This window comes from Streptosporangium sp. NPDC048886 (genome assembly GCF_055586905.1).
The window spans coordinates 318540-330280 of the sequence record NZ_JBVJHH010000001.1 but is presented as its reverse complement, the minus strand read 5'-3'; the positions used below and the strand labels follow the sequence as shown (position 1 = coordinate 330280).

General features: G+C 72.4%; 13 protein-coding genes. 4 read left to right on the top strand and 9 right to left on the bottom strand.

Translation table 11 applies throughout. From position 1 onward, the window contains the following. Nucleotides 1-50 precede the first annotated feature (50 nt). Together ACZ6R6_RS01415 and ACZ6R6_RS01410 are read left to right on the top strand one after the other, a co-directional pair. Nucleotides 51-992, top strand: a complete 942-nt coding sequence (locus ACZ6R6_RS01415; protein ID WP_470089236.1) for a pirin family protein — start codon at nt 51-53, stop codon at nt 990-992. Nucleotides 993-1136: 144 nt separating this feature from the next. Next, nucleotides 1137-1487, top strand: coding sequence for a PepSY domain-containing protein (locus ACZ6R6_RS01410; protein ID WP_470089235.1), 351 nt, complete (start codon nt 1137-1139; stop codon nt 1485-1487). Here the strand turns inward: ACZ6R6_RS01410 and ACZ6R6_RS01405 are convergent, their stop codons facing one another. The 6 genes from ACZ6R6_RS01405 to miaA form a co-directional block, all read right to left on the bottom strand. After that, the gene (locus ACZ6R6_RS01405; RefSeq protein ID WP_470089233.1) at nt 1488-2171 is read right to left on the bottom strand and encodes an HNH endonuclease family protein; all 684 of its coding nucleotides are present in this window, start codon (nt 2169-2171) and stop codon (nt 1488-1490) included. A gap of 86 nt (nt 2172-2257) precedes the next feature. Beyond that, on the bottom strand, nt 2258-2620 hold the full coding sequence (locus tag ACZ6R6_RS01400) for a phosphomannose isomerase type II C-terminal cupin domain (protein WP_470089232.1): 363 nt from the start codon (nt 2618-2620) through the stop codon (nt 2258-2260). Nucleotides 2621-2752: 132 nt separating this feature from the next. Then, on the bottom strand, nt 2753-3511 hold the full coding sequence (locus ACZ6R6_RS01395) for an SDR family NAD(P)-dependent oxidoreductase (protein ID WP_470089230.1): 759 nt from the start codon (nt 3509-3511) through the stop codon (nt 2753-2755). A gap of 231 nt (nt 3512-3742) precedes the next feature. Continuing rightward, the gene (locus ACZ6R6_RS01390; protein ID WP_470089228.1) at nt 3743-6019 is read right to left on the bottom strand and encodes a tetratricopeptide repeat protein; all 2277 of its coding nucleotides are present in this window, start codon (nt 6017-6019) and stop codon (nt 3743-3745) included. A gap of 61 nt (nt 6020-6080) precedes the next feature. After that, nucleotides 6081-6887 carry a diaminopimelate epimerase gene (gene dapF / locus ACZ6R6_RS01385; protein ID WP_470089226.1) on the bottom strand — a complete coding sequence of 269 codons (807 nt, stop codon included), beginning with the start codon at nt 6885-6887 and terminating at the stop codon, nt 6081-6083. A gap of 94 nt (nt 6888-6981) precedes the next feature. Further along, a complete protein-coding gene (gene miaA, locus ACZ6R6_RS01380; protein WP_470089225.1) occupies nt 6982-7887 on the bottom strand; it encodes a tRNA (adenosine(37)-N6)-dimethylallyltransferase MiaA in 906 nt (301 codons plus the stop codon). 182 nt (nt 7888-8069) lie between these two features. Here miaA and ACZ6R6_RS01375 point away from each other — a divergent pair, with 182 nt between their 5' ends. Next, nucleotides 8070-8417: an antitoxin gene (locus ACZ6R6_RS01375; protein ID WP_470089224.1), complete on the top strand. Its 348-nt coding sequence runs from the start codon at nt 8070-8072 to the stop codon at nt 8415-8417. A gap of 91 nt (nt 8418-8508) precedes the next feature. Here ACZ6R6_RS01375 and ACZ6R6_RS01370 read toward each other — a convergent pair whose 3' ends face one another. Next, on the bottom strand, nt 8509-9024 hold the full coding sequence (locus tag ACZ6R6_RS01370) for a methylated-DNA--[protein]-cysteine S-methyltransferase (RefSeq protein WP_470089222.1): 516 nt from the start codon (nt 9022-9024) through the stop codon (nt 8509-8511). Between the two features lie 19 nt (nt 9025-9043). Here ACZ6R6_RS01370 and ACZ6R6_RS01365 point away from each other — a divergent pair, with 19 nt between their 5' ends. Next, nucleotides 9044-10024 (top strand): ribonuclease Z, encoded by a 981-nt coding sequence (locus tag ACZ6R6_RS01365; protein WP_470089221.1) that lies wholly within the window; start codon nt 9044-9046, stop codon nt 10022-10024. On the opposite strand, the gene ACZ6R6_RS01360 is transcribed toward ACZ6R6_RS01365, so the two are convergent. After that, the gene (locus ACZ6R6_RS01360) at nt 9976-11109 is read right to left on the bottom strand and encodes an aminotransferase class I/II-fold pyridoxal phosphate-dependent enzyme (protein WP_470089219.1); all 1134 of its coding nucleotides are present in this window, start codon (nt 11107-11109) and stop codon (nt 9976-9978) included. The genes ACZ6R6_RS01365 and ACZ6R6_RS01360 overlap by 49 nt on opposite strands. Next, complete coding sequence (locus tag ACZ6R6_RS01355) at nt 11106-11723, bottom strand: helix-turn-helix transcriptional regulator (protein ID WP_470089217.1); 618 nt, start codon at nt 11721-11723, stop codon at nt 11106-11108. Before ACZ6R6_RS01355 ends, ACZ6R6_RS01360 begins: the two co-directional genes overlap by 4 nt. Nucleotides 11724-11741 lie beyond the last annotated feature (18 nt).

The following is an 11741-nucleotide window of genomic DNA, read 5'->3' as shown; positions in this document are numbered from 1 at the left end:
GGGCGGTCTCGGCGGCCGGCCGACGCTCGCGCGAGCCGTACAGTCAGGGGATGAGCAACCTGGAAACAGTCCCGAGGGAGACCCGGTGCGCCGCGGCCGCCGCGGCCGGGCCGGTCGTCGAGCGGCTGACCGGCCACGCGGTGGCGCTGGGCGGGCCACGCGCGATGACGGTCACCCGCACGCTGCCCAGCCGGGGGCGGCGGATGGTCGGCGCCTGGTGCTTTCTCGACGACTACGGTCCCGAGATGGCGGCCATGCGCGTGCCGCCGCACCCGCACACCGGGCTGCAGACGGTCACCTGGCTGCTCTCGGGTGAGGTGCTGCACCGCGACAGCCTCGGCAGCCTGCAGAAGGTGCGGCCGGGCCAGCTCAACCTGATGACGGCGGGGCGCGGCATCTCCCACTCGGAGGAGTCGGCCGAGGCGCTGCTGCACGGCGTGCAGCTCTGGGTGGCCCTGCCCGACGGCGACCGGCACACGGCCCCGCACTTCGAGCACCACGCCGACCTGCCGGTCCTGGAGAAGGGTGACGCGCGGGTCACCGTGATCATGGGATCGCTGGGCGGCGCCGTCTCCCCGGCCCGCGCCTACACGCCGCTGGTCGGCGCGGAGATCACGCTGTCCGGCGGCGCCGACCTGCCCCTGGAGCCCGGCTTCGAGCACGCGGCTCTCCTGCTGTCCGGCGACGTCGAGGCGGCCGGTGCGCGGCTGGAGCGCGGTGCGCTGCTGTATCTCGGCTCCGGCCGGCCGGATCTGCGGCTGCGCGGGCAGGGCCGCCTCCTGCTGCTGGGCGGCGAGCCGTTCGACGAGGAGATCGTGATGTGGTGGAACTTCATCGGCCGCAGCCACGACGAGATCGTCGCCTTCCGCCAGGAGTGGGCGGAGGGTGCGGAAGGTGGGGTCTTCGGCACCGTCCGGGGCTTCGACGGCGCCCCGCTGCCCGCCCCCGCCCTGCCGACGACCCGGCTGAAGCCCAGGGGCCGCGTCCGCTGACGACCCAGCTGAAAGAGTCCGCGTCCGCTGACCGGCCTGCGGCTGGAGCCCGCGCGGGGCGGTGCGCCGCGCCGGCGCAGACGTGACGCTCTTTTTAACGGAGGCTTAGCGCGGCCCTATCTTGATCGCGGCAGATCTAGAACCATGAAACAGATCACCGCGATCACCATCGTGACCATCGGAACCGCAGCCCTCCTGGCCGGCGGGGGCGGCACCGCCCTCGCCGCGGACCAGGCCGCCTCCTCCTCCACCGCGTCCACCACGGCGTCCATCGCCGCCGCACCGGCCGCCGTGGCGGACATCTCCTACTACAGGGCCGCCCAGATCGCCGGCAGGCGTGTCCCCGGCGGGCACGTGACCGAGGTCGAGCGCGAGTGGGAGCAGGGCCAGCCCATCTGGAAGGTCGAGCTACACAAGGGCGACTGGGAGTATGACGTCTACGTGTCGGCCACGACCGGTGAGATCATCAGGCTCAAGCGCGACCACCGGGAGTGATCAGCAGGAGTTCAGCACGGCCTTCATGGCGTCCTTCTCCGCGGACGTCACCCACAGGTCGTACTTGACCTTCACCTCGATCTGGCGCGAGACATAGGTGCACCGGTAGGCGCGGCGCGGCGGCAGCCAGGTCGCCGCGTCGCCGGCGCCCTTCTGGCCGTTCAGCGGACCGTCGGCGGCCAGCAGGTTGAGCGGGTCGTTGGCGAGCTCCTTGCGCTTGCTCGCCGGCCACTGCTGGGCGCCCTTCTGCCACGCGTCCGCGAGGGCGACCACGTGGTCGATCTGGACCGCCATGCTGGTCTTCTGACCGCGTTCGAACTTGATGGTCTTGCCGCTGTAGGGGTCGTCGAGGACCCCGCTCAGCACGATGCAGTCATGGGTGCCCGGTCTGAACGTCTCATCCTTGAGGTCGCGCTTGAGGATGTCGTTACGGGTGTCACAGCCGTTGTGGTCGACATCCGACCAGGCGGGACCGAACTTCTCCCGGTCGAACCCGGTCATCGGGGCACGGCCCTTGACCTGCAACTTCTCCAGGCCCTTGAGCGCCGAGGCGGCGGAGGTCCCCTGGTCGGCGAGCCGGCCGTCGGCCCCCTGCCCCACGAGGCCGCAGCCCGCCAATGTGAACGCGGTCGCCGCGACGACCGCACCTCGTCCCAGCGCCGACCGCACTCTGCCACCTCTCACGCGCATTGACTACCCATGAAGTGGCAAATTACCCCATATATCGAGCGGATCGCGTGAGCCCCGCCCGGAGAGCCGGCCGGGGAGCCTCAGATCCGCCCGTAGGAGTCTTCGAGACGCTCGATGTCGTCCTCGTCGAAGTGGCCGAAGGCGACCTCCAGGATCCTGGTGGCCTGACCGGCGGAGCTGAGGCGGTGGGTCTGGCCCGCCCGGATGAGCACGCGGTCGCCGACCGAGGGCTCGATCCGCTCACCGTCGATCTCGAACACCGCGCCGGGGTCGAGGGCCACCCACAGCTCGTCCCGGTGCTCGTGCCGCTGCAGGCTGAGCCGCTGCCCGGGCGCCACGTCAATGATCTTCACGGTGGACGCCTCGTTGAGCGTGTAACGCTCGAACCCACCCCAGGGGCGCTCATCGCGAACGATCGCGCCGAGCCGGTCGATCTCCAGCAAGATGCCTCCATCCGTTCCCGTCATATGACGGGAACTCTCGCACACGTGCGTGACGGATCCGCGTGCTCCACGGAACCGGACACTTAACCGGGAGAATACGATTACCTCCGGTACCTTCGGTGCCCGGGAGGCTCAGGTGACGAGGATGCCGCCGTCCACCGGGATCACGGCCCCGGTCACGTAGGAGCCGGCGTCGGAGGCGAGGAAGACCGCCGCCGCGACGAGCTCGGCCGGGTCGCCGGGGCGCTTCATCAGGACACGGTGTTCGAGCTGCCACGCCATGTATCCCTCGGCGTACTGCTCGGTCATCTCCGAGGCGAAGAAGCCGGGCTCGACGCAGTTGACCCGGATGCCGCGCCGGCCGGTCCACTGCTGGGCCAGGTCGCGGGTGAGCCCGACGACCGCGGCCTTGGAGGCGCTGTAGGCGGCCTGCGGCAGTCCGGCCGTGGTCTCCCCCAGGATGCTGCCGATGTTGACGATCGAGGAGCCCGGCTTCATGACCCGGGCACAGGCCTGCGCCATCCAGTAGGTGCCGTGCAGGTTGATCTCCACGACCTGCCGGAACTGCTCGGGCGTCTCCTTGAGCGCGGGCACCGCCGTACCGACACCGGCGTTGTTGATCAGAATGTCCACCGCGCCCAGCTCGGTGACCGCCGCCTCGACCAGCGCCTGGCAGTCTTCGGGGCTGGTCACGTCGGTCGCCACGGCCACGCACCGCCTGCCGGTCTCCTCGACCAGGCGCCGGGTCTCCTCGAGGCGGTCCTTGCGGCGGGCGCCGATCACGATGTCCGCGCCCGCCTCGGCCAGGCCCCGCGCGAACGCGACGCCGAGGCCCGAGGAGGCTCCGGTGACGATCGCGACCTTGCCGTCCAGCCGGAATCGGTCCAGCATCCAGATCCTCCTCTTGCGCACCGGGCTCGCCGCGCCCGCGCACCGGACTCACCGTGCGGAGCCCGGGGCGCGGAACGCACAGAATGAGATTCTAGAGGTGGAGAGCGCACCGCCCGTGAGGGGGTCGCCTCACGGGCGGTGCGGTGAGTCCGGAGCCGGTGGCCGGGGCCCCGCGCGACGGTCCGGCCGGCGCGTGGCCCCGGCGGCGCGCAGGGCCGCCGGAGAGCCCGCCTACAGGCCGTACTCCTTGGTGATGCGCTCATGCCGCTCCACCTCGACGTCGACGGCCTTGGCCAGGTCGAGCCAGGCCAGCGGGTGCACCCAGCGCTCGGTGGCGTCGTCGAGCAGCGCGTCCACCTCGACCGGCGTGACGTCCGGCGGGACCGCGACCCAGCCGAACACGCCGGGCAGCCGCTCACCGGAGGTCGGGTGGCTCACGGTGTAGTTCTCGTCGCTGTAAACCCACATCGGCCAGCCGCGCTCGGCCATGACGTCGTTGAACTCGGTCCAGTCGGCCTCGCTGGGGGCCGCGCCGTCGAAGAACCAGCTCGTGTAACCGCCCGGACGGAGCATGCTGACCGCGGCGAACGGCGGGATGAAACCCTCCTGGTCCTCGGGCTTCTCCGGGAGCGGCTCCAGCAGCTGCGGGTCGAAGACCACCAGGTCGCCGGCGTTGTAGTCCATGCCGGGGGGCTGCGGGATGGCCAGGCGGGCGGTCGCCGGACCGGTGCGCACGCTGATGACCGCGCGCTGGCTGCCGTCGGGGGCGGGCAGGATGATGCGCACCAGGCCCATCTCCTCCTCGATCGGCCCCTCGGTCGACTGCAGCGGCATGCCGACCGCGGCGGTGCCCGCGCGGACGGTCTCCCAGTCCTCGGCGGCCGTCGCCATGGTGATCATCCGCCAGATGTCCTCCTGCTCGACCTCCCCGGCGTCGAGGAGGTCACGCAGGATCTTGGCGCCCTTGGCGTTGTCGCCGGTCTGCTGCACCGCCATCGACCACAGCCGGCTCGCCTCGGCGCCCGCGCCGGCGGCGACCGCCGCCTCCCCCTCGGCCGCGGCCTGCTCCCAGCGCTCCCGGGCGCGGTGCAGGCGGCCCAGGGCCAGATGGCGCTGGGCGTCGGGGAGCCGCTCGGCCATCTGCTCCAGGCGCTCGTCCTGGCGGGCCTCGATCAGCAGACCGGTGAGGTAGGAGACGTCCTGCGGGTCGGCGGTCTCGATGCCGCCGGACTCGACCAGCATGGTCCAGTAGACGTCGGCGCCCTTGGCGGGGTAGCCGAGGAAGCCCATCGTGGTGGTGTGCCGGCGGGTGGCCGCCAGGTCCTGCCCGGACAGCGGGGCCAGCCAGCCCACCCAGTCTTCGGGGTCGGCGTTGAAGCCGTCGGCGGCGTCGAAGTAGCCGACCAGCTCGGCCTGCGGACCGGGGGCCTCCTTCGGGGTGGCCCCGTCGGCGGCGGCGCGCAGCGCGGCGATCCGCTCGGCGACGTCGCCGGGGGCCTTGAGCTCACCGGCGGCGGACTCGGCGACATCGGCCAGCAGGCGGGCCTGCCACACACCCTGCCGGGCGATGGCCAGGTCACCGGCGACGAGCGCGAGATCGACCCGCGCGCGGTAGCCGCCCATCATGGCGAAGTAGTCGATCCACTGCTTGAGCACCCGGCCGAGCTGCCAGCTGTTGGTGATCCGGCCGGACCCGGCGAGCTCGCGGATGGCGTGCGTCCACTCGACCCAGTCGCGCGGGTGCTCGCCGACCACGTCGAGGTCGGGCAGGGCGTCGACGGACTCCTGCACCTGGCCCAGGGTGGCGAGCACGAGCGCGCGCAGCACGCCCTCCCGGTGCGGCTTGGCCACCGGGTCGTCGGGCTTGAACCCCGTCGCGGCGTCGAGCGCGATGAGCGCGTCCTGCGCGCGGCCGGCGGCCAGGAGCGCGCGGACCGAGGCCGCGCCCAGCTCCCAGCTCGCCTCGCGGCCGGCGTCGCCCAGCCTCGCCACGGCGGACTCGGCGTGGATGACCGCCTCCGCGCCGCGGCCGGCGTCCATCAGGGCCGCGACGTACTGCTCGGCGATGGCGGAGAAGGCCAGCGAGTCAGGGCCGACCTCGGCGGCGGCCAGGGCCGCCAGCCGCTCGGCCGCGTAGCCGGGGCCGTCGGTGTTGGCCTGCGCGACGGCCAGCGCGATGACGGCGCCGGGGGCTGCCGGGCACTCACGGACGTCTTCGCGCCCGGCGAACTCGACGAGCGTCTCCGCGTCGGCCATCGCGACCGCGCCCTGGGCCCGGTCGCCGACGCGGCCGATGAGGTGCCAGTAACGGGCGTAGAACTCAAGCCAGGGCAGCTCCAGGTTCTCCGCCTGCTGCGCGATGGCCGGCGCGAGCACGTCGAGCTGCGAGTATCGGCCCTCCAGCGCCTGCGCGGGCACATCGCCGATCGCCATGGCCAGACCGGTGTGCCCGGCTTCGTGCAGTTGCCGCTGGGTGTCGCCGACCCAGGCCCAGATGTCCACGTCCATGGGACGTCAGTCTGCCAGGTCGGCGAGCATGCCCCAAACGACTCGGCTCACGCGTGTGCCCTCACAGGGTGAGTTCGCCCGAGGCGACCAGAGTGGCGGGGCCGGCCAGGTAGCTGGTGTGCTCGTCGAGGGTGACCGTCACGGTGCCGCCCAGAACCTCGACCGCCCAGGTGCCGGCGGTCTCTCCGGACAGCTGCGCGGCGGCCACGGCCGAGGCGACCGCGCCGGTGCCGCAGGAGCGCGTCTCGCCCGAGCCCCGCTCGAAGACCCGCACCACGACCCGGCGCGGCCCCACCGGGTTGAGCAGCTCGATGTTCACCCCGGCCGGGAAGATCTCCGGGTCGAACGCGGGCTGGTGGCTCAGGTCGAGCTGGGCCACCGGGTCACCGATGACGCAGGCCAGGTGGGGGTTGCCCATGTCGATGTGGAGGCCCTCGTACTCCCGGCCCGCCACGGACGTGCGGCTGCCGCCCAGCAGCCGGGGCAGCCCCATGTCGACGGTCACGTCGCCGGTCTCCGCCAGCCGTACGCGCTTGACCCCCGCCCGGGTCGCCACACCGAACTCACCCGGGGCCGCCAGCCCCGCATCGACCAGGTAGCGGGCGAAGACCCGCACGCCGTTGCCGCACATCTCGGGGATGCCGCCGTCGGCGTTGCGATAGTCCATGAACCACTCGGCCGCACCCGCCTGGTCGGCCACCTCGGGGCTGAGCATCGTCGGCATCACGTGCAGCACGCCGTCGGCGCCGATCCCGGCCCGCCGGTCGCACACCGCGGCCACGAGCGCGGCCGACAGCTCCAGCTCACCGTCGGGGTCGGGAAGTATGACGAAGTCGTTCTCGGTTCCGTGTCCCTTTACGAATCGCATGTTCCGACTCTAGGCCCTGTCCGTCACAGCTCCCGCGGCGAGCGCGGGCCCCGCCCCGGCGCCCCCGACGGCCCCCCGGTCCCGCGCCGCCGGGTCACCGGCGCACCCGCGTGAGCGCCTGGTCGAGGAGGTCCGGAGACTGCTGGGGGAGCCAGATCACCCGGGGGTCGCGGCGGAACCACGACTCCTGACGGCGGACGAACCTGCGCGTCGCCCGGACCGTCTCCTCCATCGCCTGCCGCTCGGTCCACTCCCCGTCGAGGAAGCGCAGCACCTGGGCGTAGCCGAGCGCGCGGCTGGCCGTACGGCCTCCGGCGAGCCCCCGCGCGGCGAGCTCCCGGACCTCCGCCACCAGCCCGGCCTCCCACATGCGCTCCACCCGCGAGGCGACCCGCGCGTCCAGCACCTCTCTGGGCACCTCCACGCCCAGCTGCACGCTGTCGTAGACGGCGTCGTAGGACGGCATCGTGGCCGAGAACGGCCGTCCGGAGAACTCGACGACCTCCAGCGCGCGGACGATCCTGCGGCCGTTGCCGGGCAGGATCGCCTCGGCGGCCCTGGGGTCGCACTCGCGGAGGCGCTCGTACAGCGGCGCCGGGCCGGTGCGCTCCAGCTCCGCCTCCAGCCGGGCGCGGATCTCCGGATCGGTGCCGGGGAACTCCAGGCCGTCGAGGGCGGCCCGCACGTAGAGTCCGGAACCGCCCACCAGGATCGGCACGACGCCCCTGTCCCGCAGCCCGTCGATGATCGGCCGGACCAGCGCCTGGTATTCGGCCACACTCGCGGTCTTGGTCACGTCCCAGATGTCGAGCAGATGGTGCGGGACCCCACGGCGCTCGGCCGGGGACAGCTTCGCCGTTCCGATGTCCATTCCCCGGTAGAGCTGCATGGAGTCGGCGTTGATGACCTCGCCCCCCAGTTCGAGGGCGAGGTCCACGGCGAGATCGGATTTCCCGGCCGCCGTGGGCCCGATGACGGCGATGACTGGTAGTTGACGCACGGGACAAGTGTGTCAACTCATCGGGGGTGCATGAGAGACGGTGCTCAGCGAGACCGCGAGACGCCTTTTTGACACGGGTTTCCGTTTCCCTGGACCACGAAGCGGACATATCCCATCAAGAAGCCATCAAACCGGTCCTTTTGCCCCATAAGATCGCATCACCGTAATTGGGGGAACAGCCTATGTCGATCTTCGACAAGCTCCGGAGCATGCTCGGCGAGCACGGCGCCAAGGTCGAGGAGCTCGCCGACCAGGGCATCGACAAGGCAGCACAGATGGCCAAGGACAAGACAGGCGGCCAGTACGACCAGTACATCGACGCCGCGGCTGATCAGGCCAGGCAGCGGGCGGACATGATCGACGGCCGGACCGGGACGTCCCCGGTCCCCGGCGAGACGGCCACGCCCCGGGTCCCTGGCGAGCCCGACACCTCACAGTCCCTTGGCGAGACCGGGACGTCCCAGGCCCCTGGTGAGACAGGCGGGCCTCGGAGCTCCGGTGAGGCCGACCGGCCTCCGCACACCGGTTGAGCGATGCGACTTCTGACGCGGACCGCCCGGCTGAGTCCCCGGGCGGCTCCCGCGCGTCCCGCCCGGCCCCGGCCGGTCGGCCCCGATCGGTTCAGTCCCAGTCGAGTGTCGGCTGCAGGTAGCCCTCCATGGTCAGCAGCCACCGCTTGGACTCCACGCCCTCTCCCCCGCTGAAACCGCCCAGTCCGTTCCCGGCGACGACCCGGTGGCACGGGACGATGATGGGGATGGGGTTGGCCCCCATGATCGACCCGATCGCGCGCGCGGGCACCCCGGTCCCGCTCCGCGCGGCGAGCTCGCCGTAGGTCACGGCCTCGCCGTAGGCCACCGTCTCGTGCAGCGTGCCGAGCACCCTGCGCTGCACCGGCGAGGTCAGCCGCCAGTCCACCGGGACGCTGAAGGCCCGCAGCTCGCCCGCGTAGTATCCGGCCAGTTCGCCGAGTGCCGCGGCCGTCCGGCCGGGGTCGTCCACCTCGACCAGCTTGAGCCCCTCCAGGATGCGGGCCCTGAGTCCCTCCCGGCCGCTCCAGCCGACCCCGGCCACGCCGGTCTCCGTGACGGCGACGAGCATGTCCCCCAGCGGTGTCGGGACACTCCCGAACGCCACGGTTCCTACCATGTGGACTGTGTCCCTTCGCGAACTCGTCGTCCTCGGCACCTCAAGCGCGGTGCCCACCCGCCACCGTAACCACAACGGATATCTCCTGCGCTGGGACGGCCAGGGCTTCCTGTTCGACCCCGGCGAGGGCACCCAGCGCCAGATGCTCCACGCGGGCGTCGGCTCCCACGACATCACCTGGATCTGCGTGACCCACTTCCACGGCGACCACTGCCTGGGGGTCCCCGGGATCGTCCAGCGCATCGCCCGGGACGGCGTCGCCCACCAGGTCCAGGCGGCCTATCCCGCCAGTGGTGAGACCTACTGGCGCCGCCTGCGCCACGCCAGCTCCTTCGCCGACACCTCGGTGATCGCCGAGCGTCCGCTCTCCGGGCCGGTCGCGGCCTTCGAGGCGGGCCCGGTGACGCTCACCGCGCGCCCGCTCTCCCATCCCGTCGAATCCTACGGCTACCGCCTCGACGAGCCGGACGGCCGCCGGATGATCCCCGAGCTCCTCGCCGGACGGGGGATCGGCGGCCCGTCGGTCGGCGAGCTGCAGCGCACCGGCACGGTGACCGCCCCGGACGGGTCCGTCGTCCGCCTGGCCGACTGCAGCGAGCCCCGGCCCGGCCAGAGCGCGGCGTTCATCATGGACACCCGGCTGTGCGAGGGCGCGTTCGCCCTCGCCGAGGGCGTGGACCTGCTGATCATCGAGTCGACGTTCCTGTCCTCCGAGGCCAGACTGGCCGAGGAGTACGGCCACCTGACCGCCGCCCAGGCGGGCCGGATCGCCGCCGAGTCCGGCGCCCGCAGCCTGGTCCTGACCCACTTCTCCGAACGCTACGACGCCGGCGACGGGCCCCGCTTCCTGGAGGAGGCCCGCGGGTCCTTCGACGGCGACGTCGTCCTCGCCCATGACCTGATGCGCGTCCCCGTCCCCCGACGGGACCGCGGGACCTCTCACCAGCGGGCGCGCAGCCAGGCGGCGAAGGCGTCGAGCGCCTCCTGAGCCCCGTGCCGGCCCACCCCCAGGCGGAAGCGGTCGGCGGGGACGTCGGTGAGCTCGGAGCGGTAGAGGCTCGCGGGCAGCAGCAGCACACCGGCCTCCTTGACCAGGCTCTCGCAGAAGTCGTCCATCGAGCCGGGCCCCAGATAGCGGGGGAAGCAGACGCAGCCGCCCTCGGGCGGCGCCCACTCGAACAGGTCGGCGAACTCGGCGAAGAAGGCGTCGAAGATCGGCAGGTTGGCGGCGATGATCCCGCGGTTACGGGCCAGGATCGCCTCCCGTGACTTCACCGCGATCCGGGCGAGGATCTCGCTCGGCGCCGCGTTGCAGATGGAGGTGTAGTGCTTGGCCCGCTCCAGCCTGGTCAGCAGCTCGGGGTCGCGGCAGGCGATCCAGCCGACCCGCAGTCCGGGCAGGCCGTACGCCTTGGAGACCACGTTGAGCGACAGCGCCCGGGGGGACAGGTCGGCGGCCTGCGGCAGGACGCGCGCGGGGTCGAGCTCCAGCCCGCGGTAGACCTCGTCGCTGAACAGGTGGATCCCCCGCGCGTCGCACAGCTCCACCAGGCGCCGGAAGTCGGCCTCCGGGATCAGCTTCCCCGTCGGGTTGTTGGGGAAGTTCACCGAGACCACCCGGGTGTTGGGCCGCAGCGCCGCCTCGACCGCCCCGACGTCGAGGGCGAAGTCCCGTCCGGCGTCCAGCGCCACCCCGGTGACCTCGCACAGCGCCAGCGGGACCGTCTCGGCCGACTGGTAGTTCGGTGTGATCACGACGGCGTGGTCGCCGGGGCCGAGCAGGACGCGCATCGCCAGGTAGATGCCCTCCTCCGCGCCGGCGAAGCACAGGACGTCCTGGGGCCGCACGTCGGCGTAGGTGGCCGCGATCGCCTCCCGCAGGCCGGGGTCGCCGAACGTCTCGGTGTAGCCGAGCCGCAGCTCCGCCCAGGCCCGGCGGTCCTCGCCGTCGGCGAGCGCGAGCAGCTCCGCCATCGACATGGTCTCCGCGTCCGAGGCGGTCAGGTGGTGGCGGGCGGCGAACTCCCATCGGGAGAAGTGGGTCTCGAGCTTGAAGTCGGGCAGGAAGGTCATGACGTGCTCCTGAGATCGGACAGCAGGGTGTAGACGGTCGAGCGGGACACCCGCAGGGCCCTGGCCACCACCGGAACGGCCCGCCGCACGCCGAACACGCCGAGCCGGTCGAGCTCGGCCAGCACGGCCAGGCGGTCCTCCCTGGTGAGCTGCTCCAGCGGCCGCCGGCGGTCACGGACGAAGGCGCCCACGGTCTCGGCCACCCGTTCGGTCCAGTCCTGCTCGAACAGCGCCCGCGGCCGTTCGGTGACGGGCGCGGCGAAGGCCGTGAGCAGGGCGGCGGCCTGGTCCAGCGGGGTGCGGTCGACGTTGACGCACAGCAGCGCCGAGGGGCGCCCCTCGGCGCCGGTGACGACCGCGCTCACCGAGGACAGCCGCCGGCCGTCGGCGAGCAGCTTCTCGTAGGGCCCGTACACCCCCGACGGGGAGGGAGTCAGCCGGTCGAGCTCGCCGAGCAGCGAGGGGTCGCCGGGCTCCCGCCCGGACATCGGGTTCCAGATCGCCAGGATCTCGTCCCGCTCCGGGTCGTGCAGGACGACTTCGGCGTGCGGGGCGAGCAGGGCGGCGATCGCCGCGCACACGGGCGACCACTGCGCCACCCTCGGATCGTTCATGGTTAAGACAATAAGTCC

Coding starts and splice junctions, on each gene's coding strand:
- ACZ6R6_RS01395 (WP_470089230.1), bottom strand. CDS start 3,511: ATGCTGGACCGATTCCGGCTGGACGGCAAGGTCGCGATCGTCACCGGA.
- ACZ6R6_RS01355 (WP_470089217.1), bottom strand. CDS start 11,723: ATGAACGATCCGAGGGTGGCGCAGTGGTCGCCCGTGTGCGCGGCGATC.
- ACZ6R6_RS01410 (WP_470089235.1), top strand. CDS start 1,137: ATGAAACAGATCACCGCGATCACCATCGTGACCATCGGAACCGCAGCC.
- ACZ6R6_RS01390 (WP_470089228.1), bottom strand. CDS start 6,019: ATGGACGTGGACATCTGGGCCTGGGTCGGCGACACCCAGCGGCAACTG.
- ACZ6R6_RS01360 (WP_470089219.1), bottom strand. CDS start 11,109: ATGACCTTCCTGCCCGACTTCAAGCTCGAGACCCACTTCTCCCGATGG.
- ACZ6R6_RS01375 (WP_470089224.1), top strand. CDS start 8,070: ATGTCGATCTTCGACAAGCTCCGGAGCATGCTCGGCGAGCACGGCGCC.
- dapF (WP_470089226.1), bottom strand. CDS start 6,887: ATGCGATTCGTAAAGGGACACGGAACCGAGAACGACTTCGTCATACTT.
- ACZ6R6_RS01415 (WP_470089236.1), top strand. CDS start 51: ATGAGCAACCTGGAAACAGTCCCGAGGGAGACCCGGTGCGCCGCGGCC.